General features: G+C 67.8%; 23 protein-coding genes. 16 read left to right on the top strand and 7 right to left on the bottom strand.

Annotation, left to right across the window (positions count from 1 at the left end; genetic code table 11):
* Positions 1 to 501, bottom strand: a 501-nt coding sequence (locus VD972_RS44050) for a serine hydrolase (protein WP_324995891.1), incomplete at its 3' end; no start/stop codon positions are given.
* A gap of 147 nt (positions 502 to 648) precedes the next feature.
* On the opposite strand from VD972_RS44050, the gene VD972_RS44045 reads away from it, so the two are divergent.
* From VD972_RS44045 to VD972_RS44020, 6 genes are all read left to right on the top strand, one after another.
* Positions 649 to 1,362 (top strand): TetR/AcrR family transcriptional regulator, encoded by a 714-nt coding sequence (locus tag VD972_RS44045; protein WP_324995889.1) that lies wholly within the window; start codon positions 649 to 651, stop codon positions 1,360 to 1,362.
* Positions 1,359 to 2,354, top strand: coding sequence for a ketoacyl-ACP synthase III (locus VD972_RS44040; protein ID WP_324995887.1), 996 nt, complete (start codon positions 1,359 to 1,361; stop codon positions 2,352 to 2,354). The genes VD972_RS44045 and VD972_RS44040 overlap by 4 nt, the downstream gene beginning before the upstream one ends.
* A 35-nt stretch (positions 2,355 to 2,389) precedes the next feature.
* Complete coding sequence (locus tag VD972_RS44035; RefSeq protein WP_324995885.1) at positions 2,390 to 3,940, top strand: long-chain fatty acid--CoA ligase; 1,551 nt, start codon at positions 2,390 to 2,392, stop codon at positions 3,938 to 3,940.
* A gap of 99 nt (positions 3,941 to 4,039) precedes the next feature.
* Positions 4,040 to 5,206 (top strand): hypothetical protein, encoded by a 1,167-nt coding sequence (locus tag VD972_RS44030; protein ID WP_324995883.1) that lies wholly within the window; start codon positions 4,040 to 4,042, stop codon positions 5,204 to 5,206.
* A gap of 51 nt (positions 5,207 to 5,257) precedes the next feature.
* Positions 5,258 to 6,916, top strand: coding sequence for a hypothetical protein (locus VD972_RS44025; RefSeq protein ID WP_324995881.1), 1,659 nt, complete (start codon positions 5,258 to 5,260; stop codon positions 6,914 to 6,916).
* A gap of 2 nt (positions 6,917 to 6,918) precedes the next feature.
* Positions 6,919 to 7,959: an alpha/beta hydrolase gene (locus tag VD972_RS44020; protein WP_324995879.1), complete on the top strand. Its 1,041-nt coding sequence runs from the start codon at positions 6,919 to 6,921 to the stop codon at positions 7,957 to 7,959.
* Positions 7,960 to 7,980: 21 nt separating this feature from the next.
* On the opposite strand, the gene VD972_RS44015 is transcribed toward VD972_RS44020, so the two are convergent.
* Positions 7,981 to 9,009, bottom strand: coding sequence for a lipase family protein (locus VD972_RS44015; RefSeq protein ID WP_324995877.1), 1,029 nt, complete (start codon positions 9,007 to 9,009; stop codon positions 7,981 to 7,983).
* 197 nt (positions 9,010 to 9,206) lie between these two features.
* On the opposite strand from VD972_RS44015, the gene VD972_RS44010 reads away from it, so the two are divergent.
* The 4 genes from VD972_RS44010 (at position 9,207) to VD972_RS43995 (ending at position 14,660) form a co-directional block, all read left to right on the top strand.
* Positions 9,207 to 10,244, top strand: coding sequence for a medium chain dehydrogenase/reductase family protein (locus tag VD972_RS44010; RefSeq protein WP_324995875.1), 1,038 nt, complete (start codon positions 9,207 to 9,209; stop codon positions 10,242 to 10,244).
* 60 nt (positions 10,245 to 10,304) lie between these two features.
* Positions 10,305 to 11,564, top strand: coding sequence for an MFS transporter (locus VD972_RS44005; protein ID WP_324995873.1), 1,260 nt, complete (start codon positions 10,305 to 10,307; stop codon positions 11,562 to 11,564).
* A gap of 115 nt (positions 11,565 to 11,679) precedes the next feature.
* Positions 11,680 to 13,104, top strand: coding sequence for an esterase/lipase family protein (locus VD972_RS44000; protein ID WP_324995871.1), 1,425 nt, complete (start codon positions 11,680 to 11,682; stop codon positions 13,102 to 13,104).
* A 95-nt stretch (positions 13,105 to 13,199) separates the two neighbouring features.
* A complete protein-coding gene (locus tag VD972_RS43995; protein WP_324995869.1) occupies positions 13,200 to 14,660 on the top strand; it encodes a hypothetical protein in 1,461 nt (486 codons plus the stop codon).
* 6 nt (positions 14,661 to 14,666) lie between these two features.
* Here VD972_RS43995 and VD972_RS43990 read toward each other — a convergent pair whose 3' ends face one another.
* Positions 14,667 to 15,437 (bottom strand): 3-hydroxybutyrate dehydrogenase, encoded by a 771-nt coding sequence (locus VD972_RS43990; RefSeq protein ID WP_324995867.1) that lies wholly within the window; start codon positions 15,435 to 15,437, stop codon positions 14,667 to 14,669.
* Positions 15,438 to 15,496: 59 nt separating this feature from the next.
* Between VD972_RS43990 and VD972_RS43985 the strand changes: the two genes are divergently transcribed.
* Entirely contained in the window at positions 15,497 to 17,017 is a 1,521-nt protein-coding gene (locus VD972_RS43985; protein ID WP_324995866.1) for a long-chain fatty acid--CoA ligase, read from the top strand.
* Between the two features lie 7 nt (positions 17,018 to 17,024).
* On the opposite strand, the gene VD972_RS43980 is transcribed toward VD972_RS43985, so the two are convergent.
* A complete protein-coding gene (locus VD972_RS43980) occupies positions 17,025 to 18,674 on the bottom strand; it encodes a methyl-accepting chemotaxis protein (RefSeq protein ID WP_414654241.1) in 1,650 nt (549 codons plus the stop codon).
* Positions 18,675 to 19,187: 513 nt separating this feature from the next.
* Here VD972_RS43980 and VD972_RS43975 point away from each other — a divergent pair.
* Complete coding sequence (locus VD972_RS43975; RefSeq protein ID WP_324995864.1) at positions 19,188 to 19,550, top strand: helix-turn-helix transcriptional regulator; 363 nt, start codon at positions 19,188 to 19,190, stop codon at positions 19,548 to 19,550.
* 12 nt (positions 19,551 to 19,562) lie between these two features.
* On the opposite strand, the gene VD972_RS43970 is transcribed toward VD972_RS43975, so the two are convergent.
* A complete protein-coding gene (locus tag VD972_RS43970) occupies positions 19,563 to 19,910 on the bottom strand; it encodes an ATP-binding protein (protein WP_324995862.1) in 348 nt (115 codons plus the stop codon).
* A gap of 87 nt (positions 19,911 to 19,997) precedes the next feature.
* Entirely contained in the window at positions 19,998 to 20,210 is a 213-nt protein-coding gene (locus tag VD972_RS43965) for a hypothetical protein (protein WP_324995860.1), read from the bottom strand.
* Positions 20,211 to 20,540: 330 nt separating this feature from the next.
* Here VD972_RS43965 and VD972_RS43960 point away from each other — a divergent pair, with 330 nt between their 5' ends.
* Positions 20,541 to 22,166, top strand: coding sequence for a sensor histidine kinase (locus tag VD972_RS43960; RefSeq protein WP_324995858.1), 1,626 nt, complete (start codon positions 20,541 to 20,543; stop codon positions 22,164 to 22,166).
* Positions 22,163 to 22,531, top strand: a complete 369-nt coding sequence (locus VD972_RS43955; protein WP_324995856.1) for a response regulator — start codon at positions 22,163 to 22,165, stop codon at positions 22,529 to 22,531. Before VD972_RS43960 ends, VD972_RS43955 begins: the two co-directional genes overlap by 4 nt.
* 28 nt (positions 22,532 to 22,559) lie before the next feature.
* On the opposite strand, the gene VD972_RS43950 is transcribed toward VD972_RS43955, so the two are convergent.
* The gene (locus VD972_RS43950; RefSeq protein ID WP_324995855.1) at positions 22,560 to 23,312 is read right to left on the bottom strand and encodes a GNAT family N-acetyltransferase; all 753 of its coding nucleotides are present in this window, start codon (positions 23,310 to 23,312) and stop codon (positions 22,560 to 22,562) included.
* 101 nt (positions 23,313 to 23,413) lie between these two features.
* On the opposite strand from VD972_RS43950, the gene VD972_RS43945 reads away from it, so the two are divergent.
* Positions 23,414 to 23,872 carry a hypothetical protein gene (locus VD972_RS43945; RefSeq protein ID WP_324995853.1) on the top strand — a complete coding sequence of 153 codons (459 nt, stop codon included), beginning with the start codon at positions 23,414 to 23,416 and terminating at the stop codon, positions 23,870 to 23,872.
* 170 nt (positions 23,873 to 24,042) lie between these two features.
* On the top strand, positions 24,043 to 25,750 hold a 1,708-nt coding region (locus tag VD972_RS43940), incomplete at its 3' end, for a DNA gyrase subunit B (RefSeq protein WP_324995851.1).

Raw genomic sequence — 25,750 nt, 5'->3', positions numbered from 1 at the left:
CAGCACGGTCATCTGCTGAGCGCCCAGGGTGCGCAGGGTCTGGGTGGCGCTCTTGGCATCCACCAGCGCGATGACGGCGTTGGTCGCCAGGTTGCTCGAGCGGGTGATCATCCGGTGGATGAGCTCCTTCGCCGGCACGGGCTTGCCGAGGCGCTCATAGAGGGCCGCGTCCTCGTCCTCCTTGGCATCCAGCGAGTACGGCGAGCCATCCACGATGGAGCTGAACTGGTTCACGAGCGTGATGGGCTGGTCCAGAGACAGCTTGCCGGCATCCACCTGCCGGAAGAACTCCGCCATGACCGGGACCTTCATGGTGCTGGCGGCGTGGAAGGAGCGTTCGGCCTCGATGGACACTGCGTCCTTCGGGTCGCCGAGGTCCTGGTAGACGACCGCTACGGCCGCCCCCTTCACCAGGTCGACGCGCTGCTGGAGCGCGGCACGGAGGGCCTCAGGCCCCGAGGGACTGGCCGTGAGCAGAACGAGCAGAGCGGTCTGGATCATGAGGGAAACCCGATGGGTGGTGGGGCGGCGAGCCTATGCCTGAGGCGGAGGGAGAGCCACCGCACGCCCATGACGCAGGGGGCCATGTAGGTCCCGCCACGGAGGTTTTGACAAGCCCGTCAGCGCGGTGCTACCCGTATATGAAACATGAATCGCCCTTCAAGTTCATCCGAGCGTTCGCTCCCCGTGACACCCCGAGGCCAGAAGACGCGCCAGAAGCTGCTGCGGGCAGCCGAGGTCATCTTTGGGGAAAAGGGCTACGAGCGCGCGTCCATCGCGGACATTACCCGAAAGAGCGGCGTCGCGCTGGGCACTTTCTACGTCTACTTCCCGGACAAGCAGTCCATCTTCGTGGAGGTGGTAGACGAGCTGGGCGAGCGCCTGCGCCGCCTCATCGCGGAGTCCGTGGTGGGCATCAGCCACCGCATCGACGTGGAGCGCGAGGGGCTGCGCGCCTTCTTCGAGTTCGCTCGCGAGCACCCCAACCTCTATCGCGTGGTCCGGCAGGCCGAGTTCGTCGACGAGGAGTGCTACCGGCGCTACTACGACCGCTTCGCCAGAGGCTACGTGCGCGGGCTCACCCAGGCCATGGATGACGGGCAGATCCGCCGCATGGATCCGGAGGCGCTCGCCTACTGCCTGATGGGAATCGGCGACTTCCTCGGGATGCGCTGGGTCATCTGGGAGGAGGACCCGGGGCTGGAGCGCGTGCTGGACGCCGCCATGGACCTGATCAGCCGCGGCCTGGATCCGCGTCCCCCGCCCCGTACCGGCAAGGCCTCCACCTCCAAGACGGCCACCGCTTCCTCGAAGCGCGGCGCTCGTTCCGCGCGCAGCACCCCTCGGAGCACGGCCTCATGAGATATGCGCAGATCCTCTCCACGGGGCGCTACGTCCCTGAGAAGGTCATCACCAACGCCGAGATGGATCGCATCGTGGGTGAGCCCGTGGGCGACTGGCTCGTGCAGAACGTGGGCATCCGCGAGCGGCACGTGATGGCGGACCACCAGGCCACCTCGGACCTGTGCGTGGAAGCCGCGCTGCAGGCGCTCCAGCGCGCGGGCACCCGTCCCGAGGAACTGGACCTCATCATCGTCGCCACGGACACGCCGGACTACCTCAGCCCGGCCACCTCCTCGGTGGTGCAGGCCAAGCTGGGCGCGGTGAACGCGGGCACGTACGACCTCAACTGCGCCTGCGCCGGGTGGGTGACGGCGCTGGATGTGGCCAGCAAGACCATCGCCGCGGACGAGAGCTACCAGCGCATCCTGGTGCTGGGCGCGTACGGCATGACGCGCTACATCAACTGGAAGGACAAGAAGACCTGCACGCTCTTCGCGGACGGCGCGGGCGCGGTGGTGCTGGGCGCGGGTGACAGGCCCGGCTTCATGGGCGCCCGGCTGCTGGCCAATGGCGAGTACCACGACGCGCTCGGCGTCTACACCGGCGGCACGTCCCGCCCGGCCACCGCGGAGACGCTCGCGCTCACCGGCGGCAAGCCCGCGGTGCAGTTCGTCCGGAAGTTCCCCTCCACCTTCAACACCGAGCGCTGGCCCCAGCTCCTGGACATCCTCCTCAAGCGCGGTGGCCTCGAGCTGAAGGACGTGAGCCAGTTCGTCTTCACCCAGCTCAACCTGCGCACCATCGAGGCCACCATGAAGGTGCTCGGCCAGCCGATGGAGAAGGCGCACTACACCATGGACAAGTGGGGCTACACGGGCTCGGCCTGCATCCCCATGACGCTCGACGACGCGGTGGAGCAGGGCAAGGTCCGGCGCGGGGATCTGGTGGCCTTCTGTGCCAGCGGCGGTGGGTTGTCCATGGCCTCGGCCCTCTACCGCTGGACGGCCTGAGCCGGACGGCGCCACACGGACCGGGAGGAGCGCGCATGTTCATCGGCGACTGGATGGGGCGAGGCGCTCTGTACTGGCCGGAGCAGCTGGCGGTAGTGGACGTGGCCAGGGGCGACGCGGGCCGCTTCACCTACCGCGCGCTCAACGCGCGAGCGGAGGCGCTGGGCGGATGGCTGCGGGACGTGGCGGGCGTGAAGCCGGGAGATCGGGTCGGGCTGGTGGCCCACAACGGCGTGGAGTACCTGGACACGCTCTTCGCCTGCGGAAAGATCGGCGCCATCTTCGTCCCCTACAACTGGCGGCTGCACGCCCAGGAGCTGACGGAGTCAGTGCGTGACACCTCCCCGCGGGTGCTGCTCTTCGGTGACGACTTCCGCGACAACGTGGCCCAGGTGCAGGAGCGCCTCGGAGACTCCCTGCGTCTCGTCCACCTGGAGACGAAGAGCCTGCCGCGGAGCATGCCGTACGCGGAGACGCTGCTGCACCGGCCCGCCGCGCCCGTCACGAATGAGCAGGTGAGCGCGGAGGACATCCTCTGCCTGCTCTTCACCGGAGGCACCACGGGGCGCTCCAAGGGCGCGATGGTCTCCTACTGCATGGTGGCGTGGAACACGCTCAACACGCTGGTCCACGAGGTGCGGCCCGGGGACGTCACCATCACCCACACGCCCATGTTCCACACGGGTGGGCTGCTCGTGTACTCGGTGCCGCTGCTCACGGTGGGTGGCACCGTCGTCATCATGCGCAGGTGGGATCCGGAGGAGCTGCTGGCGCTCATCCAGCGCGAGAAGGTGACGCTGTTCTTCGCGGTGCCCACGCAGTACCAGCAGCTCCACGACTCGCCGAGCTTCCGCGCCACGAACCTCTCCAGCGTGCGCTTCATGACGAGCGGCGGCGCTCCCATGCCGGTGCCGCTCATCCAGGCGTGGCAGGCCGTCCACCCGGTGCCCTTCAAGCAGGGCTTCGGGATGACGGAGTTCGGCCCTGGCCTCTTCAGCATGGGGCCGGAGTTCGCCATCTCCAAGGCGGGCTCCATCGGCCGGCCCAACTACTTCATCGATGCGCGGCTGGTGGATGACGACGGCCGCGAGGTGCCCGTGGGCGAGGTGGGTGAGCTCGTCCTCAAGGGCCCCTCCATGTGCTCTGGCTACTTCAACGACGAGGCCGCCACGAAGGAGACCATCGACGCGCAGGGCTGGTTCCACACGGGGGATCTGGCGAGCCGGGATGCGGACGGCTTCTTCACCATCGCCGGACGCAAGAAGGACATGTTCATCTCCGGGGGAGAGAACGTGTACCCGCTGGAGCTGGAGGCGGCGCTGTACGAGCACCCCGCCGTGCAGCAGTGCGCGGTGGTGGGCGTGCCCGACGTGAAGTGGGGCGAGGTGGGGCGCGCATTCGTGGTGCTCAAGCCCGGCGCCGCCGCCAGCTCAGAGGAGCTGCTGGCGCACCTGCGGGAGCGGGTGGCGCGCTTCAAGGTGCCCAAGAAGGTGGAGCTGCTGGAGCGCCTGCCGGTGTCTCCGGCGGGGAAGCTCCTCAAGCGAGAGCTGAGGGAGGCCGCCATCGCGGCGGACGCTCGCGGCTAGGAGCTCGCAGGAGAAGTCTCTCGTGGGAGGCCGCGCCGGGAGGCCTCTCGCATCACGTCGTCCCCGGTCGTCCCACCGGAAGAAACGAGGAATGTCTGTATGAAGAGGAAGCTGCTGTCTGCGGTCATGGTATGCGCGCTGAGCCTGGTGGGCTGCGGTGGCGATGACAAGGACCCGGAGCCCGACCCCGACCCCGACCCCGTCAAGAAGTACGACACGCCGGCCAAGATCCAAACGCACCTCGAGGGCAAGACGCTGGTGATGGAGGGCGTCAACATCCCCAGCCACCCCAACGGCTTCAATGAGGACACCAACTTCGGCGCTGCCACGCAGTGCTACGAGAAGGTGTACATGACCGTCTCGGGAGGGAACTTCGCGGTGACCAGCGCCCTGGGCACCCTGCGCGACGCTCCCACCTCGGGCAGCACCGGCACGTGCGAGCCGGTAGCCCTCGGCAACCCGCTGACCTTCACCTCTACCGCTGTCCTGATCGAGAACGTCCAGGGCGATGGCGAGTGCTTCGACATCAGCGTGACGTACCCGAGCTTCAAGCAGGTGGGGCGCGGCAAGCTGAGCAATGAGGGCAAGACGCTGACGCTCGAGCTCTACTTCGAGAACCAGGCGGTGGGCGCCAACTGCGCGGCGGGCACGGTGGGCTCGGCGACCGTCAAGCTCAACAACGAGGACTTCCGGAGCAACTCGCAGCAGGTCTACTCGGTCCTCCCGGAGCTGCCCAAGTACGACACGGCGGAGAAGCTCCGGGCGCACCTGGAGGGCAAGAAGCTGTTGATGACGGGAGCCCATGTCCCCAGCCACCCCAACGGCTTCAACGAGGACACCAACTTCGGCGCCGCCAGCCAGTGCTACCAGAAGGTCGAGATGAACGTCTCGGGCGGCAACTTCGCGGTGACCAGCACCCTGGGCACTCTGAAGGATGCTCCCACAGTGGGCAGCACCGGCACCTGCGATCCCACGGTGGTGGCTGGCAACCCGCTGACCTTCACCTCGACGGCCGTCCTCATCGAGAATGTGAAGTCGAATGGCGCGTGCTTCGACATCAGCGTGACGTACCCGAGCTTCAAGCAGGTGGGGCGCGGCAAGCTGGCGGGTGACGGCAAGACGCTGACCCTGGAGCTGTTCTTCGAGAACCAGGCGGTGGGTGCCGACTGTGCGGCTGGCGTGGTGGGCTCGAAGACGGTGAAGCTCAACAACGCGGACTTCACCGGCAACGCGCGCCAGGTCTACACGGTCTCCGCTTCCCAGTAGCGCACCCGCGCACCCGCGCGGCCCTGTCTTCTTCTCATTCCCGAGGGGTCTATGACGTGGTGGTCGAAGGCTGAAGCAGGCAGGGCCCTGCGGGGCGGCGCGACGGCGCTCGCCCTGACAGTGGCCGGGCTCTCACTCTCCGCGAGCGCGAGCCCGACGACGGTGCCAGGCGCGTACTACGACACGTGGTACGACGCGAAGAATCGCGATGAGGACGGCGAGCCGCGCGAGTTCATCCTCATCAACTACTTCTTCTCTCGCGCCACCTTCACCAACCAGGTGGGTGACCCGAGCGGCCTCAAAGGCGTGGCGCTGGGGCCCATCGGAAACCTGGCCGGCAGCGCGGTGCGCGTGGAGGACTTCAAGGCGTACTACATGGAGCAGCGGTGGATCCCGGTCATCGAGTACAGCCCCTGGTTCGTGGACGGGCTGGCCAGCTTCCGGGCCCAGTTCGAGGTGGACTTCCTCTGGGGCCGCGCCGCCAACACCATCCAGCCCAATGAGGGCGGCGGCTTCAACGCGGACCAGATCAACATCCAGACGAAGAACGTCAACGTCGCCCTCTACCCGTTCCGCGACCCCACGAAGCTCACCCTGCTCATCGGCACCCAGCCCGTCTACGACACCTGGTTCGATCCGACGCGCACGCCACTCAACGACATCATCCGCACCGGCTACAAGCTGACCTTCCTCGGCAGCGACGCGACGGGCCTGTCCCTCTTCAGCAGCTACAAGGGCAACGCGAAGCTGAGCTTGCTGCCGCTGGGCACCGCGCAGGCGGACAAGGCGCTCGAGGATGATCCGCGCCTGAAGTACATCTGGCTCATCACTGGGGACTACTCGTACCCGGTGCAGCCGGGGACGAGCGTGGGCGTCTCCGGGTGGGTCCTGCGCGACGACACCAAGGGTGATGCCTTCGCCTTCGAGGGCTTGGTGAAGAGCGGTCCGTCCTCCACGGGCCTGGGCAGCTTCACCGGCACCGCGCGCTTCAACATCGAGCGGCCCACAGGCACGGTGTTCTGGCTTGGCGCGAACTTCCACCACAACATCGACTTCCGCACCAGCCCCTTCGGCGCCTCTGGCTTCGTCATGTACAACGGAGGCAAGTACGTCAGCAGCAACCCGGACACCGTCCTCAATAGAGATGTGAAGATCAGCGGCCTGTCCGCCAACGTGGAGCTGCTCTACAACTGGGGCCGCACGCCCAACGACGTGGTGACGCTCGAGGGCCTCTACAGCACGGGCGACGAGGACCTGAACGACGACCGGTACAAGGGCGCCTTCACCCTCAACATGTACGGCCTGCCGGGCGCCGTGTGGTTCAACCACCGGACGCTGCTGCTGTTCCCCTTCACCAGCACGGCCAACAACTACACCGGCGCGGTGACGGACATCTCCAACCAGGGCTACGGCCTGCGCGCGGCCATCGCCACGGGGGCGATGGACCTCATCCCCAACAAGCTGAACCTGAAGCTGGGCACCGCCATGGCCACCAGCGACGCGACGCCGCCGCGGTGGAGCGAGGACGTGCCACGCGGGCGCTTCATCGGCGCCGAGATCAACGCGGAGCTGAAGTACCACATCCGCTACCTCATGACGGTGGGCCTGCACACCGGCTACATGTTCAAGGGCAGCTTCTACGATGGGGCGGAGCGTGTGACGTCCAACCCCTTCGCGGCGTTCACCACCTTCACCTGGTACGCGTTCTGATCATGACGACTCTTCGCGCCGCCTCGGCCCTGCTGCTCTCCGCCGCGCTCGCCTCGGGTTGTGTCCGCTCCTACCGGGCCGAGCCGCCGCTCTCCTTCCAGGACTTCCCCTACACCTCGCTCCAAGGGCAGGCGTGGCCGCTCAAGCGCATGGCCTTGCCCAAGACGGCCGAGACCTACGGCCTGGCCACCGTGCCCGAGGTGGCCTACGTGGAGCTCAACCCCGAGGGCCCGCGCACGCTCGTCTTCATCCATGGGCTGGGCTCGTACCTGAAGTTCTGGCGCTACCAGGTCGACACCTTCGCGGCGCAGGGCTACCGCGTCATCGCGGTGGACCTGCCCGGCTACGGCAAGTCGGACAAGCCAGCGTCCTTCCCGTACACCATGGAGGCCATGGCGGATGTGGTCCGCGAGGTGGTGCTCACCCTGGGCATCCACCGTCCCGTGCTGGTGGGCCACTCCATGGGCGGGCAGACGGCGCTCTCCTACGCCATCCGCTACCCCGAGGAGCCCGGTGCGCTGGTGCTCACCTCGCCCGCTGGCTTCGAGAGGTTCTCCTGGAAGGAGAAGGCGTGGTTCAAGCGCGTCTTCAGCAGCGTGCTCATCAAGTCCGCGCCCGAGTACAGCATCTGGGGCAGCGTGCGGCAGTCCAACTTCTCGCGCTGGCGCCCGGAGCTGGAGTGGCTCATCGAGGAGCGCGTGCGCGTGGCCTCCACTCCGGACTTTGACGCCTACGCCTACGCCAACGTCCGCACCGTGGACGGGCTGGCCCACGACGACTTCGTGCGAGACAACCTCGGGCACATCCAGGCGCCGACGATCATCGTCTTCGGCGAGGACGACCGGCTCATCCCCAACCCCTTCATGCATGGCGGCCGGGCTCGGGAGATCATGGAGTACGGACACGCGGGCATCCGCGGCTCCCAGCTGACGGGGCTGGATCGCTGCGGCCACTCGGTGCAGCTCGACTGCCCCCAGGAGTACAACGAGGCGGTGAGCGCGTTCCTGAAGAAGCTGCCAGCAAGCGAGGAAGGGGAGCGGTGACTCCCCCTCCGAGCGTGAGTGCTACGGGACGACGTGGCTCTTCACCATGCTGTGCTGTACGGCCTGCGTGAGATCCTTCGAGTTGAAGTGGCCGTACGGATAGGCCGAGTACACCTTCTCGCCCGTCTGCCCGGGGATGCGCGAGGTGTAGTCGTAGTAGACGACGTTGCCGTAACCGATGATCTCATCCGCCGTGGACCAGATGGAGTAGCGGTAGGCGCCCTCGTACCTGCTGGAGGACATCAGGTTCTCCAGGTACGCAGAGCGGCCCGAGACGCCAAACCCGGTATACCACCCCGGGTACATTCCATTCGTGGCGCCGCAGGTGGGCGTGGTGCCCCCAGTCTGGTAGCAGCTCACCAGGCCCCGGTTGGCACCTGCGATGCCCACGAACGTGTCCACCGACGAGGTGAGCGGCGGACCGATGTAGTACTGCCCGCCCTCCAGTGAGTCGTTCGCGTAGCCGCCGAGGATCGCCTTGCGCGCCAGCGTCACGCCCATCGAGTGCGCGATGATGTCCACCTTCGCCGCGCCCGTGTACGCCTTCACCGCCTCGATGAGCTTGCGGACCTTCATCACGTACGTCTTCGAGTGGTACTGCTGCGCCGAGAGCGCCGCGCTCGCCGGGCCCCACGTCGTCGCGTACAGCTCGCTCGTCTTGTAGCCCTTGGACAGGAAGTACTCGATGGAGGCGTTCCAGCCCGTCTGGCCCGCCGAGCCCGTGCCGATGGCCTTGTCCGAGTTGCCGTGGATGAAGATGACCGGCTGGTTCACCACCGTGTCCGTGCTGCTCGCCTTGCCGCCGTAGCTGCCGCCCGCCAGATCGCTGCGGATCAGGTTGTACTGGGGCTCGTAGCCGTTGGCCGACAGCCACTGGCGGAAGTGCGAGGTGAAGCCCGCGGTCGAGACGGCCGCCTGCTCCTGCGTGGCCAGCTCCGTCGCGGGCGCTTCGGGCTGCAGCTCGAGGGGCTCGGAGCCCTCGCCGCAGCCAGCGGACAGCGCGCCCAGGCACAGCGCACCCAGCAGAGACAGGGAAGAGCGCAGATGCATCGTGTTTCTCCTTGAGAGGGGGGATCGCCCGCTCTCAGAGTGAGCAGGCGCGTCGCGGAGTGTACGGACTTCCCTCGGAAACGCAGTCAGTCAAATGGCCGCGAGTTGAAGGGTGATTCACCCTTGCAGTGCGTCATGCAGAAAAGTTGAAGGTTGATTCAGTTTTGCGGTGCGTCATCGGTCATAATGTGGCCCGCATGACGGCGCGAAAGGTGGTCATCCATCGTCCGGGCGGGTACGAGCAGCTTACGCTCGAGCCCCTGGCCATCCCCCTTCCGAAGGCGGGCGAGGTGGTGGTCGCCACCGAGGCCATCGGCGTCAACTATGCGGACTGTGTCATCCGCATGGGCCTGTACGCCTCGGCCAAGGAGTTCGTGGGCTGGCCCATCACGCCTGGCTTCGAGTTCGCGGGCACCGTCACCGCCGTGGGAGAGGGTGTCTCGGATCTGGCGCCGGGCGCGAAGGTGTTCGGGGTGACGCTGTTCGGCGGGTACTCCACCCACGTCGCGGTGGCTCGGCACCAGCTCTTCCCGCTGCCTTCCCGGCTCGAGGCCGTGCAGGCCGCGGGGTTCCCCACCGTGTTCCTCACCGCGTACTTCGCGCTCTTCGAGCTGGCGCACCCGCACCCAGGCGCGAACATCCTCGTCCACTCGGCGGCGGGTGGCGTGGGGGGCGCGCTCGTGCAGCTCGGGCGCCTCGCCGGGTGCCGCGTGGTAGCCGTCGTCGGCGGCTCACACAAGGTTGAGACCGCGCGCGCCATGGGTGCCGACGTCGTCATCGACAAGTCCCGAGAGGAGCTGTGGCGGGCGGCGGAGCAGGCCGCGCCACAGGGCTATGACGTCGTGCTCGATGCCAACGGCGTCGCCACCCTGCGGCAGAGCTACGCGCACCTCGGCTCGCCCGGGAAGCTCGTCATCTACGGCTTCCACTCCATGCTCCCGCGTCAGGGCGGACGGCCGAGCTGGCTGAAGCTCGCCTGGGACTGGCTGCGCACCCCCCGCTACAACCCGCTCACCCTCACCAACGACAACAACAGTGTGCTCGCCTTCAACCTCTCCTACCTGTTCGAGCAGCGCGCCATCCTCTCCGAGGCCATGAGGCGCCTGCTCGCCTGGCTGGAGGAGGGAAAGCTGACGGCACCGCCCGTGAAGCAGTTTCCACTCGATCAGGTGGCCGAGGCCCACCGCGCACTCGAGTCGGGGACCACCGTCGGCAAGCTCGTGCTCGTGCCCTGAGTAGGACGATTCCCAAGCCGATGATATCAACCCGCTGCTGAAATTCCCGCGAACGCTCCCATGAAATTCCTGCGTGATCTGCGCTCGGTCCTGAACGTCACGGTGCTCGTCGCCGGACTCGGTTACTTCGTCGACCTCTTCGACATCACCTTGTTCGGCGTGGTGCGCTCCGCTTCGCTCAAAGAGCTTGGCCTCACTGACGCCGAGGTCACCAATCAAGGGGCGTTCATCTACAACTGCCAGATGGTGGGGCTGATGCTCGGTGGCCTCATCTGGGGCGTCCTCGCCGACAAGCGGGGCCGGCTGTCGGTGATGTTCGGCTCGATCCTCCTGTACTCGTTCGCCAACATCGCCAACGCCTTTGCGTGGGACGTGACGAGCTACGCGGCCTGTCGCTTCCTGGGTGGCGTGGGGCTCGCGGGCGAGCTGGGGGCGGCGATCACGCTCGTCGCGGAGTCCCTGCCCAAGGAGAAGCGGGGCCTCGGCACGACCGTGGTGGCAACGCTCGGCATGCTCGGCATCGTCGCCGCGTCGTTCGTGGGCCAGCTCCTGCCGTGGAAGACGGCCTATCTGACGGGGGGAGCGATGGGGCTGGCGCTCCTGTTTGCGCGCTTCAAGGTCTCCGAGTCCGAGCTCTTCGCCAAGAAGACCCATCCCTCCGCCGCCAATCCCCTGCTACTGCTGCAGGGCGGACGCCTCCCCAAGTACCTCTGGTGCATCCTGATCGGGGTGCCCATCTACTTCACCACGGGAGTCCTCTTCACGTTTGCCCCCGAGCTGGCCAAGGGCTTGAACGTCCAGGGCACGGTGACGGCCGGGAACGCCATCCTGTACGGGTCCATCGGACTGACGCTCGGTGATCTCCTGGCGGGCTTGGTCAGCCAGTGGCTCAAGAGCCGCAAGCGCGCGGTGGCCTTGAACCTGTTCGTGGGGTTCGGACTGGTGCTCGTGTACGGGCTCGTCCCGGGGCTCACGAGCACGGCCATCTACGTGTTGAGCTTCCTCATTGGCATCACCGTGGGCTACTGGGCGGTGCTCGTCACCATGGCGGCCGAGCAGTTTGGGACCAACATCCGGGGGACGGTCGCGACGACGGTGCCCAACTTCGTGAGAGGCTCGGCGGCCCTCGTCGTCTTCGGGTTCACGCAGCTGAAGGACCACATCTCGGTCGCGAACGCGGCGCTGACGTTCGGCACCCTCTGCTTCGGCCTGGCCCTCCTGGCGCTCACGCGCATCGAGGAGACGTTCCACCGCGATCTCGACTACGAGGAGACCGCGGCCGGCGCGAGGGACGCGAAGACGCAGGCGGTCCTCGAATAACCGGACTTCGCCCGCATGACGCACTGCAAAGGTGAATCACCTTTCAGCTTTATTTGCTCCCCTGGGACGCTCTTTGGTACTTGGCACGTGGCGGAAACCAGCAAAGGAGCAATGGATGGCGGCACTTCGCGTGAGCGGTCGTTTCGTAGTGGCGGTCCTCGGCGTGCTCGCAGGAGCTTGCGAGTCGCAGCAGGGAGGACCTGACGACGAAACTCCAGAGGAGGTGGTCGCCTGTCGGGATCGCATCCAGCAGAAGATCGACGAGGTGGAGGCGGCCGGCATCGACATTGACACCTGGTCCATCACGGACGCGCCGGAGATGGCGGAGATCACCACCACCGTGGCCCAGAACCAGACCAACTACCTGGACTATGACGGCCACTACCGCCCTCTGACGAACCACCCGGGCTGCACCACCGAGAACCTCTACTACGACAAGGGCAACACCGCCGGGACCACGCCGTACACGGACGGGAACAACGACGGCAAGTGGACGGGCGCCGTGGCCTTCGGCGGGCCCAACGCCGCCACGGGCTTCATCGACGGCGACAAGGCCGCCATCCCCGGCTATCCCTGCGCGGCCAAGGAGTACACCCAGCCCAACGAGGACACCTCCAAGCCCATCATCATCCTGGTGCACGGCAACTCCACGCGGCCACACACCTGGGAGAAGTTCCTCCTGCCGCCGGGCACCCAGCCCACCACCGCCTTCGAGAACGTCCAGTTCACCGCGGACGCCACCGCGCGTGAGCAGCTGGCCGAGAAGCTGATCGCCCAGCGCTACCGCGTCATCGCCGTGGACTTCCGCACGGACATTGTCACCAACGTGGACCCGGCGGCCAACAGCACCACGCAGAACGCCGCGGGCAACATCGACCACGGCTGGTCCACCCCCATCCTCCAGGGGATGCTCAAGGCGGTGATGAAGAACCACCCGAACCGCAAGGTGGCCCTCATCGCCCACTCGCTGGGCGTCTCCGTGGCGCGCGACGCGCTGCGCCGGATGTACGTGGAGCACATCCAGGGCAAGGCGGACGCCATCAACCCCTTCCCGCGCGTGAGCCACGTCATCCTCGGCTCGGGCGCCAACCACGGCGTGTCCACGTATGATCCGGCGCTCGGCGCGTTGTGCGACAACAACAAGACGATGCGCGGCACCATCGTCTGCGAGATGGGCAGCCGCTCCAACTACGTGCAGACGTACTTCCACAAGCCGCTCAACGGACCGCGCGACCTGTTCACCACGCCGTGCGCGGACGGCGACTACGCCTTCGGCAAGAAGGGCCAGTGCGACGGCAACGTCGTGAAGTACCACACCATCACCATGACCGATAAGGAGAAGGGGACCAACTACCAGGACCTCTACGTCTCCGAGGCTGCCTCGCGCATGGACATGGATGGCTGCGTGAACAACAAGCTCACGACGCTCAACGACTACGACACCAGCGGCTACTTCAACAAGGGCTTCATCGCCAACCACTTCGGCTCCATGCGCTCCGAGGCGGGGCTGGGCCTGGTGCTCGAGTACCTGGCGCAGTAGCGCGCAGTCCCTCTGAAGAGGCGGGTCCGGCTCGCGCCGCGCGCAGCCGTGGCCCGCGCTCGTCCTCCTTCCCCCTCATGCGCAGGCACGATTCCATGAAGCGACTCTCCGTGTTCCTCGTAGTGGCCCTGTGGACCTCTCATGCGTGGGCCCAGGCCGCGGGCACGAGCCCCGCGGAGCCTCCACCGGCACCCGCGCCGGCAGCGCCCGCTGGCACCGGGGCCGAGAGCGCGCCCTCTACGGGGAAGGAGGCGCCGGCCGAGGCCTCTGGCCAGACGGCGGCGGGGACGACTGCTCCTGCGAATACGGCGGCCCCGGCTGCGCAGGCCAGTCCCGCGGCCGAGGTGGGACCAGGAAAGTCGGAGCTGCTGACGCCCCCACCCCCGCCGCTCACCCGCCCGCGCCTCGCGATCGGAGACGACGCCTTCTACGTCAAGCCCCTCCTGGCCATCGCGGGGGGCGTGCACGTGGAGAACCTCATCCAGACGCTCAACAGGAACCGCGAGAGCCGTGCGACGACCGTGGCGCTCACGCGCTTCGGCCTCGAGGGCAAGCTGGGTCCCTACGTGTCCTTCCGCAGTGAGTTCGAGCGCAACCTCCGTGCGCACGGCTCGGGCATCTGGGAGGGCACCGCTTCCTTCAGCGCGCGTGACCAGTACATCCGCCTGCAGCGCTGGGGTGCCACCGCCGACGCGGGCATCATCCTGGATCCGGCCAGCGTGGACTACATCTCCACCCACATCGCGGACGTGCTGCTGGCAGACAAGTACACGCGCGACCCGCTGCTCTACAGCGGCTTCAATCGCGGGCAGGGCGTCGTGGCGGCGTACGAGTGGCGCGGGCTGCGCGCGGGCTTCAGCGTCACGGCCGCCAACCCCCTGAGCACCTCGTCTTCGTTCCAGGTGGGCGGCACCTTTGGCGGTGGCAGCCGCCTGTGGGAGCGCCCCCTGGGCAACTTCCGCATCGGCCAGCCGGATGACGATCTGCACTTCGTGATGCTCAGCCCGTCGCTCACGTACTCGCACGAGCTGTTCGAGGCCAAGACCATGCTCCAGTCGTTCGACGTGAACTACCAGACCAACGCGCGCACCGACCCGCGCATCAAGGGCTACAACCTGCGCGGCAACCTGCTGCTGAAGCTGCGCGCGAACCTGGGCATGCCGCTGCTCTTCACCCCCTTCGTCAACTACGCGCGCGTCCAGAACGACGTGACGAACAGCACCCCCGGCTTCGGTGACACGCTGCTCGAGACGCGCTACCGCGCCAACACCTTCTCCGCGGGCATGGACGTGAACCTGAAGGGGCGCTCGGGCGTGGGCTTCGAGCTCGCCCGCGTGTCGGACCACTCGCCCAGCTTCGTGGCTCCCAGCGGTGGCAACCCCGCGAGCGAGCCCGACACCCACACGGTGCAGACATACCTCAACATCGGTGGCACCTGGTGGTTCACCGAGGACGTGGCGCTCGGCGCACGCTACGCGCGCTACAAGAAGACGCAGACCGCCATCGACGACGAGATCGACGCCTCCTACTTCCTCACCCTCCGCATGGTGTTGTAGGCGGGCTCAGCGCGCGGTCCAGCCGCAGTCCATGACCTGGGCCGCCCCGGTGATACCTCCCGCGGCCTCCGAGCACAGGAACGTCACGTAGGCGGCCACCTCGCTCGGCTCCAGCAGCCGCTTCACCGCCGCGGGCGCGAGCATGATCTTCTCGATGACCTCGGCCTCCGAGAGGCCGTGCACCCGCGCCTGGTCCGCGATCTGCTTCTCCACCAGCGGCGTGCGCACATAGCTGGGGCACACCGCGTTCACCGTCACACCTTTGTCCGCCGCCTCCAGCGCCACCGTCTTCGTCAGCCCCATCAGCCCGTGCTTGGCCGAGATGTAGGCGGACTTGTACGGGGAGGCCACCAACCCATGCAGCGAGGAGATGTTGATGATGCGCCCCCATTTCCGCGCATACATCAGCGGCAGCCCATACCGCGTCAGCAGGAAGGGGCCGATCAGCATGACGCGGATGAGGTGCTCCCAGCGTTCCTCTGGGAACTCCTCCACCGGCGACACGTGCTGAAGGCCGGCGTTGTTCACCAGGATGTCCAGCCGCCCCCACTCCTTCTCCGCGCGAGCGATCAGCGCCCGGCAGTCCTCCCGCGAGGCCATGTCCGCCCGCTGGAACACTGCGTTGGGCAGGCTCTGCGCCACGGCGTGGCCTCGAGCCTCATCGATGTCCGCCATCAGCACCCGCGCGCCTCTCGCGCTCAGCGCCTCCGCGACTGCCAGACCAATGCCGTTCGCTGCTCCCGTCACCAGCGCACACTTCTCCGACAGCTCCGCCATGTCTCTCCCTCGGTGCCCGGTATGGTGGAGCAATCCCACCCGGAGTTCTACCCTTCTCCATGATGCCCATCGTCCATGACTGGCTGGCCCGGCGCGCCCTGCTGTCGCCTGACCGAGTCGCGCTCATCGATGCCCTCCGCGGCGATCGCCACATCACCTATCGGGAATGGAACGCGGCGGCCCACCGCACCGCTCGCCTGCTGCATGACACGCTGGGAGTGAGGCGGGGGGACCGCGTCGCGGTGCTCGCGATGAACTGCGTGGAGTACCTGGACGTGGTCTTCGCCTGCGCGAAGCTGGGCGCGATCCTCCAGCCGCTCAACTGGCGCCTCAGTGTGGAGGAGCTGAAGGGGCTGTTCGCGGACGCGGAGCCCGTCGTCCTCGTCTACGGCCCCGACTTCCAGGCCCAGGTGGACGCCGTCCGGTCCCACGCCCGCAGTGTGCGCCATGTGGTGCCGCTGGTGGACTCGCCCACGCGGCCCGCGGGCGACGTGCCTTTCTCCGCGCGTGACTCGCTGCCCGATACGGCGCTCCCTCCCGTCGAGCTGCAGGCGAGTGATCCGTGGGTGCTCTGCTACACGGGTGGCAGCACCGGGCTGCCCAAGGCCGCCATCCTCACCCATGGCTCCATCACCGCCAACGCGGCCAACACCGTGGTGAGCTGGGGCCTCACCGCGGAGGACGTGGCGCTGCTCAACGCGCCGCTCTTCCACACCGGGGGCCTCAACGTCTTCACCCTGCCGCTGGTGTACGCGGGCGGCGCTTCCGTGGTGTGCCGAGGCTTCGATGTGGAGCAGGTGTTCGAGTGGGTGCAGCGCGGCACGGTGAGCCTCGTCTTCGGCGTGCCCACCATGTTCATCGAGATGCAGCGCCATCCGCGCTTCGACACGGTGGACTTCTCGCGGCTCAAGCTGCTCATCAGCGGAGGAGCGCCGTGCCCCGCGCCCGTCTTCGAGCGGTTCTTCGCCCGTGGCGTGGACTTCAAGACGGGCTATGGCCTCACCGAGGCCGGGCCCAACAACTTCTGGCTCCCTCCCGGAGAGGTGCGGCGCAAGCAGGGAGCGGTGGGCGTGCCGCTCTTCCACGTCGAGGCCCGGCTCGAGGGGGAGGGAGAGGTGGGCGAGTTGCTGATTCGCGGTCCGCACGTGTGCGCGGGCTACTGGCGCCGACCCGAGGAGAGCGCCAAGGCCCTGGCTGGCGGATGGCTCCACACCGGCGATCTGGCGGAGCGAGACGCGGACGGCTGCTACCGCATCGTCGGCCGCGTGAAGGATCTCATCATCTCCGGCGGCGAGAACATCTATCCCTCCGAGGTGGAGAGCGTGCTCGCCGGCCACCCGGAGGTGGCGGAGGTGGCTGTCATCGGCGTGCCGGATCCGAAGTGGGGCGAGGTGCCGCGAGCGCTCGTCGTCCCGCGTCCGGGCACCCCACTGACCGCCGAGGCGCTGCTCGCGTACTGCCAGGGCCGGCTGGCCCGCTACAAGACGCCCAGGACCGTGAGCTTCGTGGACGTGCTGCCCCGTACCGCCGCCGGAAAGGTGGACCGGCGCGAGCTGGCTGCCCGGCACGGCGCACCCTGAGGAAGACTCACAGGCGATCCTCCCGGACCGAGGAAGAGAAGCGCGCGGCGAGCGCCCAGAGGTGCTGCGCCTGACGGTGCAGGTCCACCACCGACTGGGCGATCTGCTCCACTCCTGTCACCGCCTCCAGCGAGTGGTGGGAGATCGACTGGATGCGCTCGGCGATCCGCTCGCCGGAGGTGGACTGGCGGGCGCTGTCCACGGCCAGCTGCCCCACGCGGGTGTGGATCTCCTTGGCGCCCGTGACGATGCGAGACAGCGACTCCGCCGCGGAGGACGACAGCTGCATCCCCTCTTCCACCTTCGAGGTGCCGTCCTGCATCAGCCCCGCCGCGATCGAGATGTCCTCCTGGTTCCGCTTCAGCAGGTGTTCGATCTGCACCACCGCCTCGCGCGAGCGGTCCGCCAGCTTGCGCACCTCGTTGGCCACCACCCCGAAGCCCTTGCCGTGCTCGCCCGCCCGGGCCGCCTCGATGGCCGTGTTGACGGCCAGGACGCTCGTCTCGTTGGAGACGTCCTGGATGAGCTGGAGCATCTGCGCCACCACCGTGCCGGAGGCCTGCAGCCGCACCACCCGCTCCTCCGACTTCTGCACCACGCCGACGATCTCCGAGATCTTTCGCGAGGCGGCCTGCACCGCCCCGCCTCCCTCCTCCGCCATGCGTCCATTCGACGCCGCCGCATCGGCCGCGGTCATCGCCTGCTCCGCATCCTGGGAGAGGCCGCGGCTCATCTGCTGCACGGACTCCGCGAGCTGCTGGAGCTGATCGGACTGCTCACGGGTGGCTCGGGAGAGGTTGTCCGCGAAGCGCCGGATGCGGTCCGCGTCCGCCACCGTGGAGACCGCCACGTCGGCCAGGCCCTTCACCATCTCCCTCACGCCCTGCACCATGGTGTTGAAGGCGTGGCCCAGCTTGCCCACCTCATCATCGGAGTCCACCGGCACCGTGACGCTCAGGTCTCCCTGCTCCACACGATGCGCGGCGCTGGCCAGCTGACGGACCGGCCGCACCACGGCGCGGGAGAAGGCCGCCCCCACCAGCATGGCCAGCACCATCGCCACCCCCACCGCCAGGAGCAGCCGCTGCTGGAACTCCGACACCTCCCTGTCGATGTCCTCCACGTACACGCCCGTGCCCACCACCCAGCCCCACGGGGCAAAGAGCTTCACGTAGGACTCCTTGGGGAGAGGCGTCGTCTCACCCGGGCGAGTCGCGAGGTAGGAGATGAAGCCCTCTCCCTGCGCCTGCGCCAGCTTGACGATGTCCACGAAGACGGCCTTGCCCGCTGCATCCCGGTACCCCGTCAGGTCCTTGCCCAGCATCTCCGGCAGGTGCGGGTGCATCACCAGTCGGGTCGACAGGTCATTGACCCAGAAGTACTCGACGCCGCTGTAGCGGAGCAGTTGCAGCAGCCGCGCCGCCTCGGCCTGGGCCTGGGCCGTCGTCAGCTCTCCCGCGAGCACGCGCGCCTCGTTCGCCTCCAGCACCCCGTAGGCCGTCTCCACCACCTGCCGCAGGGCACGCGACCGGTCTTCGCTGAGCTGTGCCCGGATGGCTGGGAGGACGTAGAACGGCTGCAACAGGAGCAGCGGCAGGGCCACCACACCCATTGCGATGTACAACTTCGTGAGCAGGCTGCGACGTCTGAGTGCCAACGCCATCATCCCCAAGCCTAGGCCACTCTGGGCCTGCGTGGGGGGTTGGCTGCCCGCTCTCTCAGGCTTGGACACCCCGCAGTGGATTCATCTGGGGGTATCAAGTTCCCTGGTGATCCGGCTTTTTCGTGCACCTCTTGGGCAACCCTGCAGGTCAGATTCCTGTCCCAGGCCTTGCTGGGATGAGCGGCCGATCCAGCCGAGGAGACCTGTCAGATGTGACATCGGAGCCGACCGCCGTAGGTTGGGCTCCGCGACCATCGCTGCCGGAGGGAATTCGTTTCCCGAGCGAGAACACGTCTCCGCCGCCCGGCAGCTGGAGTGTCCTACACCGTAGGGACTGCGTATCCGACCTGAGAGGTCTTCCGCAGACGGCGGACGCTGCAGTGCGGCATCGTGTCGCCATTCGCGACCTGCCAGGTGAAGACGCGCAGATCTACCCGGCAAGTTCTGTCCGTCTGCCTCCATACATCCTAAGCCGTCAACCGCACCTTTCAGGTCGGGCAAGGAAGCATGGACAAAAAACTCGCATCGACAATCGGCGCTGCGGCGCGTGCCGCCCGGATGCGCCTGGAGCTCACGCAGGCAGATGTGGCGGAGCGCATCGAAGTGGCGACCGAGGTGTACGGCCGCCTCGAGCGCGGCGGCATGCTCCCCAGCGTCCAGACCCTGCTCCGGCTGTGCCACGAGCTGAACGTCTCCGCGGACGAGCTGCTGGGCCTGTCCCACCACGCGCCCAGCCCCCGTTCCTCGGAGGCACCCTCTCTGCCCACCGAGCGGCCGGAGATTCGGCGGCTGCTGCGCAGCCTGCGTCAGCTGGATCCCTCCTACGTCAAGCTGCTCGGGCTGGTGGCCAAGGCGTTGCTGCGGCGCTGAGCGCGCGCGGGCTCAACCACGGCGCACCTCCCGCTCCTCCCCACGGGAGCCGAGTCCTGCCTTGGACAGCGCGTCGCGGATGCGGGCGATGGCGACCTCCCGGCTCAAGGTGTGCTTGGCGAGGAGGGCCGCCGTCTCGCCCGGGTGCACGCGGGGGAGGGTGATGGTGAAGCTGGAGCCCTGCCCGGGCGTGCTCTGCAGGGTGAGCGCACCGCCCAGCATCTCCGTGAGGCTGCGCGCCAGCGTCAGGCCCAGGCCCGTGCCCTTCACCTTCTTGTGCAGGGGCGTGTCGACCTGGGTGAACTCCTCGAAGATGCGCTCGTGGAACTCCGGGGGGATGCCGATACCGGTGTCCGTCACGGAGAAGGAGACGGTGTCGCGAGGCCCTGCGCCACGCGGAGGGTGATAGCGCCCTGCTCGTTGAGCTTCACCGCGTTGGAGATCAGGTTACGCAGCACCTGGCTGAGCTTGGCCTCGTCCGTCTCCAGCTTCAGCCCCTCGGGGGCCTCTGGGGAAGACCAGCTCCACCATCGCCTCCGGGGGGAGCAGCGGCCGCATCATTCCGCGCAGCCCGCGCAGGAACTCGTTCGCCTCGAAGCGGGTATGGCGCAGCACGGCCTTGCCGGCCTCCACCTTGGACAGGTCCAGCAGGTCATTCACGCTCGTGGCTGACGTTGGCCACCACGCGGCTCTTCACGTGGGCGGCGCTGTCCCGGCTGCGCGGAGAGGAGGCGCTCGGCCCGCTCGTCCATCCAGGTGATGGTGCCGGAGGTGTCGCGGACGAGCGTGAATTGACACTGGCGTGCTGTGCGGGCAGGGCCCGTCTGCTTGGAAGCTGGAAGATGGCAGGGGGGGAGCGTTCTGGCCTCAGGGCTGTAGAAATGACCGGCCCTGTGTTGGAAAGAAGTACAGAGATGCCCGGAAGGAGGCTGCGGTCCTCATGGCATACTGGCTGAGCCTCAACCGTCCGTCGCCCAAGGGGGGCCTCTCATGAAGCCGGTCCGGGTGCTGGTGGTGGAGGACGACCCGGAAGACATGATGCTGATGGCGCTCGAGCTGCGACGCGGGGGCTTCTCACCCGAACTGCACCGGGTGGAGACGGCAGAGGAGATGCGTCAGGCGCTCGCGCAGGGAGAGTGGGACATCGTCATCTCCGACTACATGCTGCCGCTCTTCAGCGCTCCCGAGGCGCTCAAGGTGCTCCAGGAGACGGGCCAGGACATTCCCTTCATCGTCGTCTCGGGCACCGTGGGAGAGGAGGCGGGAGTGGAGATGATGCGGGGGGGAGCCAGAGACTACTTCCCCAAGGATCGCATCACCCGCCTGGCCGCGGCCGTCAGCCGGGAGCTGGCCGAGGCAGCGGCGCGCCAGTCAAGGGCGCGGGCGGACCTGGAGCGGGTGTTGCTGGCCCGGGTCGGGGAGGTGCTCACCGAGCCGCTGGACTTCGAGCAGTGGCTGGCGCGGCTGGCCCAGCTGCCCGTGCCCACGGTGGCCGACGGGTGCGCCATCTTCCTCGAGGAGGGGCAAGAGCTGAGGCTGGCGGCGCTGGCCCATGTGGATGCGGAGACGGTGGCGCAGGGGCTCGCGGCGGACCGGCGCACGCCGCTGCGCCCGGATGCCACCATGGGCCTCTCCTTCGTGCTGCGCACGGGCCAGTCCGAGCTCATCTCGGAGGTGGCGGGGAAGGAGGAGCTGCTCGCGCGGGACGAGGAGCAGCTGCGGATGCTGCGCGGGCTGAACCTGCGCTCCCTCCTCCACGTGCCCCTGCACGGCCGCCAGGGGATGATCGGCGTCCTCGCGCTGGCCACCACCGGCCGGCGGCGCCTCGCGCAGGAGGACCTGGTGCTGGCCCAGGAGCTGTCCCGCCGCATCTCCCTGGTGCTGGAGAACGCGCGCCTCTTCCGGGAGATGCAAGAGGCGGTGCGCCTGCGGGATGACTTCCTGACGGTGGCCGCCCACGAGCTGCGCACCCCGCTCACCACGCTGCAGCTGCAGGTGGGCGCGCTCACCCAGCGCGCGCGGAAGGAGAGGGCTGCGCCGGACTTCGCCGAGCGCCTGGAGCGGTGCCAGCGGCAGATTCGGCGCCTGGGCACGCTGGTGGAGGGGCTGCTGGATGTGTCGCGGCTGTCCAGCGGCCAGATGCTGCTCCAGCCGGAGCGCTTTGAGCTGGCGGAGCTGGTGACAGAGGTGGTGGAGCGCCATGCCGCGGAGGCGCAAGGCGCTCGGTGCGAGGTGCTGCTCCAGGTGGTGCCGGGCCTCCTGGGCCGGTGGGACCGGCTGCGCGTGGACCAGGCGGTGTCGAGCCTGCTGAACAATGCCCTCAAGTTTGGCTCCGGGCACCCAGTGGAGGTGGCAGTGACGCGAGAGGGAGGCATGGCGCGCGTGGAGGTGAGGGACCGGGGGATTGGAATTCCCGAGAGTCAGCTCGAGCGCATCTTCGAGCGCTTCGAGCGCGCGGTCTCCTCTCGCTCCTATGGGGGGCTGGGGCTGGGGTTGTACCTCGCACGGCGCGCCGCGGAGGCCCACGGCGGGCGGGTCTGGGCTCAGGTGCGGCCCGGCGGAGGTGCTACCTTCAGTCTGGAACTGCCACTGGAGTCGGTGGAGGTGCACTCATGACGGCTCGACGACCGCTGCTGGTGGTGGATGACGACGCGGACCTACGAGAGGCCATCACGGACGTGCTGCGGGACGCGGGCTACGAGGTGCTCGTGGCGAGCAACGGCCGGCAGGCGCTGGAGGTGCTGGCCCGGAGCAACCCCCTTCCAGGGCTGGTGCTGCTGGACATGATGATGCCCGTGCTGGATGGCGCGGGCTTCCTGGCGGAGGTGCGGGGCCACCCGCAGTTCGGCGAGGTCCCCGTGGTCGTCTTCTCCGCCAGCGCCCGGCCCAACCTCCAGGAGCTGGGAGCGCGGGGGTGGGTCCGCAAGCCCGTGGATCTCGATGTGCTGCTGGAGGTCGTCGCGACGCATGTGCTGACCTGAGCGTCGCAGGCCTTCTGGCTCGCCTGGGTCAGCTCAGGCGGCGCACCCAGTTCACCCACGCACCCAGCTCCCTGAAGCCCAGGCGCCGGTAGACGCCAAGGCCCAGGAGGGTGGACTGGAGGACCGCGGCGGCCTGGTTCCGCGCGCGCGCGTCCATGAGCAGGCCCCGCATCACCTCGCTGGCCAGCCCCCGCTTTCGCGCGGTGGTGGCGGTGGCCACCAGGTAGATGCCGGAGGTGTCCAGCATGTCGAAGGCCATGCCGCCCGCGACGAGCAGGCCCTGCTCGCGCACTCCTAGCAGGTGCATGGGGGCATGGGACTGGGCATGCCAGGCGCGGATCTTCATGGGTGCCACGGAGCCGAACGCCTCGACATTGAGGGGGACCAGCTCTTCCTGCGTCGGCAGGGGCTCCAGGGGGATGCTGGGAGGCGCCAGCGGCGTGTCTGCGAGGCTCAGGCCCATGGCCGCCGTGGAGCCCTCGGGACGGTAGCCCGCGCGGTCCAGCGCCTGCCCGGCGGTGTTCCCAGGGACGACCCACACCTGCCAGAGCTGGACGCCGTGGCTCCGGTAGAAGTCCTCGAGTGCCGGGAGCGCGGCCACCAGCTCCTCTGCCTTCTGGAAGAAGACCTGCTGCTGGCCCAGCACCCTGGGGTTCTCGGGCTGGGCGAAGGCCGAGAGGCCCGGGAGCACCAGGCTGCGCAGGGATCCATGGTCAGCCTGGAACTGCTTGTAGGCCATGATGTTGGAGAGCAGGCGCGCTTCGAGCTCGGCATCCGTCACGGGAGGACAGGGTAGGCCGAGTGCGCCTCTTGGAGAACAACCCAGGGGTGGAAAATCCCCGCGCGGAGGGGCAAGGCGGCTAGGTTCAGGGCAGCCCACCTATGGACTCGCGCTTCTTCGCCTTCAATCCCCGCCCGACCCGCGTTGCCCTGTTCCTGGGCGCCTGCGTGCTCGCGGTGCTCACCGCCTGGGCCATGGCGGCCGCGCGCCAGGCGGAGGAGCCCTTCGCCGAGGCCCGCGCAGGCATCTCCGCCGGCTTGATGTTCCTGTTCCTCTACGCCTTTCACCGGCTGCGCCCCCGGCCCGACTGGGGCATCACCCTGGGCCCCCGGGGCGTGCAGGTGGCGCGGCCCTTCAGCAAGGCGAAACCCCTGGAGTTGACCTGGTCGCAGATCGCCACCGTGCGCCGGCTCGGCCGCAAGGGGGACGTGCTGGGGCTCTTCCTGCAGGAGAAGGGCCGGGTGCTCGTTCCCAGGCATCTGTTCCCCCGCACCGCTGTTTTCAACGAGCTGATCTCTGCGCTGGAGGAGCGGCTCCCACCGCCTCGTCACGACGCCTGAAGGGCGTGTGGCGGAGACCCTCCTCCAGGTGGGGTTGGCAGGCAGGCGACCGAACGACTTTTCTGAATATTTCCGCTGCCTTGCGTATGGTCGTCCTCCTTGTCCGGGGTGCTGCGAGGTGATAGGCACGCACCCCTGATCCAAGGCAGCTTTTCGAAGGACAATCGCGCATGGAAAAGACTCCCTCAACCGGTGCTCTGCCGGCGCCCCCGCCCGTGGAGTATGGAACCGAGAGCATCACCAAGCTCGAGGGACGGGAGGCGGTCCGCAAGCGGCCGGGCATGTACATCGGCGACACCATGACGTACGGGCTGCACAAGCTCGTGTACGAGGTGGTGGACAACTCGGTGGACGAGGCGCTGGCGGGCTACTGCACGGACATTGAAGTCATCATCCACGTGGATGCCTCCCTGAGCGTCCAGGACAACGGGCGCGGCATCCCCGTGGGGCCGCACCCGGATCCGAAGTTCAAGGACAAGGACACGGTGGATGTGGTGCTGACGGAGCTGCACGCGGGCAGCAAGTTTGGCAACGGCGCGTACAAAGTCTCCGGCGGCTTGCACGGCGTGGGCGTCACCTGCGTGAACTTCCTGTCCGAGTGGTTCAAGGTGCGCATCCAGCGCAGCGGCAAGGTGTTCGAGCAGAGCTACTCCCGGGGGATCCCGGATGGGAAGGTGAAGGAGGTCGGTACCACCGACAAGCGGGGCACGATGGTGTGGTTCAAGCCGGATCCGCAGGTGATGGAGGTGGCGGACTTCGACTTCGAGACGCTGAGCCAGCGCCTGCGCGAGCTGGCGTTCCTCAACGCGGGCCTGCGCATCACCATCCGCGACGAGCGGACGAACAAGGAGCACGAGTTCAAGTTCGAGGGCGGCATCGTCTCGTTCGTGGAGTACCTGAACAAGTCGAAGCAGGCGCTGCACGACAAGCCCATCTTCTTCCGCGCGGAGAAGGAGGGGGTGTCGCTGGAGCTGGCCATGCAGTGGAACGATGGCTACGACGAGCGCATCTACACCTTCGCCAACAACATCAACACGCACGAGGGTGGCAGCCACCTGTCCGGCTTCAAGGCGGCGCTGACGCGCACCGTCAACAGCTATGCGGATAAGAGCGGGCTGTGGAAGGACCTGAAGGAGACGCCCACGGGTGAGGATGCGCGCGAGGGCCTGGCGGCCGTCATCTCCGTGAAGCTGCCCAACCCCCAGTTCGAGGGGCAGACGAAGACGAAGCTGGGCAACAGCGAGATCAAAGGCCTGGTCGAGCAGATGGTGAATGACCAGCTCGCCACGTACCTGGAGGAGAACCCCGCCAACGGAAAGAAAGTCGCGGCCAAGATTGGCGACGCCTGCCGGGCCCGCCTTGCCGCGCGCAAGGCGCGTGAGACGGTGCGGCGCAAGGGCATCCTGGACGGAGGGAGCCTGCCGGGCAAGCTGGCGGACTGCCAGAGCCGGGACCCGAGCGAGAGCGAGCTCTACATCGTCGAGGGTGACTCCGCAGGTGGCTCGGCGAAGCAGGGGCGGGACAGGCGCAACCAGGCCATTCTCCCGCTGCGCGGCAAGATCCTGAACGTGGAGAAGGCGCGCTTCGAGAAGATGCTGACGAGCACGGAGATCGTCACGCTCATCACCGCGCTGGGCACGGGGATTGGCGCGGAGGACTACGATCCGAACAAGGCGCGCTACCACCGCATCATCCTGATGACGGACGCCGACGTGGACGGCAGTCACATCCGCACGCTGCTGCTGACCTTCTTCTTCCGCCAGATGCCGGAGCTGGTGAAGCGTGGCCACATCTATGTCGCGCAGCCGCCGCTCTATCAGGTCGCGCGCAAGAAGCGCGAGGAATACGTGCAGAACGACGATCAAATGGAGGCCATCC

The sequence above is a fragment of the Hyalangium sp. genome (assembly GCF_035629615.1).
GTDB lineage: Bacteria > Myxococcota > Myxococcia > Myxococcales > Myxococcaceae > Hyalangium.
This window is presented reverse-complemented; position numbering and strand designations above follow the sequence as displayed.

Coding starts and splice junctions, on each gene's coding strand:
- VD972_RS43985 (WP_324995866.1), top strand. CDS start 15,497: ATGATGCCCATCGTCCATGACTGGCTGGCCCGGCGCGCCCTGCTGTCG.
- VD972_RS44030 (WP_324995883.1), top strand. CDS start 4,040: ATGAAGAGGAAGCTGCTGTCTGCGGTCATGGTATGCGCGCTGAGCCTG.
- VD972_RS43990 (WP_324995867.1), bottom strand. CDS start 15,437: ATGGCGGAGCTGTCGGAGAAGTGTGCGCTGGTGACGGGAGCAGCGAAC.
- VD972_RS44045 (WP_324995889.1), top strand. CDS start 649: ATGAATCGCCCTTCAAGTTCATCCGAGCGTTCGCTCCCCGTGACACCC.
- VD972_RS43995 (WP_324995869.1), top strand. CDS start 13,200: ATGAAGCGACTCTCCGTGTTCCTCGTAGTGGCCCTGTGGACCTCTCAT.
- VD972_RS44005 (WP_324995873.1), top strand. CDS start 10,305: ATGAAATTCCTGCGTGATCTGCGCTCGGTCCTGAACGTCACGGTGCTC.
- VD972_RS44010 (WP_324995875.1), top strand. CDS start 9,207: ATGACGGCGCGAAAGGTGGTCATCCATCGTCCGGGCGGGTACGAGCAG.
- VD972_RS44025 (WP_324995881.1), top strand. CDS start 5,258: ATGACGTGGTGGTCGAAGGCTGAAGCAGGCAGGGCCCTGCGGGGCGGC.
- VD972_RS44015 (WP_324995877.1), bottom strand. CDS start 9,009: ATGCATCTGCGCTCTTCCCTGTCTCTGCTGGGTGCGCTGTGCCTGGGC.
- VD972_RS43975 (WP_324995864.1), top strand. CDS start 19,188: ATGGACAAAAAACTCGCATCGACAATCGGCGCTGCGGCGCGTGCCGCC.
- VD972_RS43945 (WP_324995853.1), top strand. CDS start 23,414: ATGGACTCGCGCTTCTTCGCCTTCAATCCCCGCCCGACCCGCGTTGCC.
- VD972_RS44020 (WP_324995879.1), top strand. CDS start 6,919: ATGACGACTCTTCGCGCCGCCTCGGCCCTGCTGCTCTCCGCCGCGCTC.
- VD972_RS44000 (WP_324995871.1), top strand. CDS start 11,680: ATGGCGGCACTTCGCGTGAGCGGTCGTTTCGTAGTGGCGGTCCTCGGC.
- VD972_RS43960 (WP_324995858.1), top strand. CDS start 20,541: ATGAAGCCGGTCCGGGTGCTGGTGGTGGAGGACGACCCGGAAGACATG.
- VD972_RS44035 (WP_324995885.1), top strand. CDS start 2,390: ATGTTCATCGGCGACTGGATGGGGCGAGGCGCTCTGTACTGGCCGGAG.
- VD972_RS44040 (WP_324995887.1), top strand. CDS start 1,359: ATGAGATATGCGCAGATCCTCTCCACGGGGCGCTACGTCCCTGAGAAG.
- VD972_RS43955 (WP_324995856.1), top strand. CDS start 22,163: ATGACGGCTCGACGACCGCTGCTGGTGGTGGATGACGACGCGGACCTA.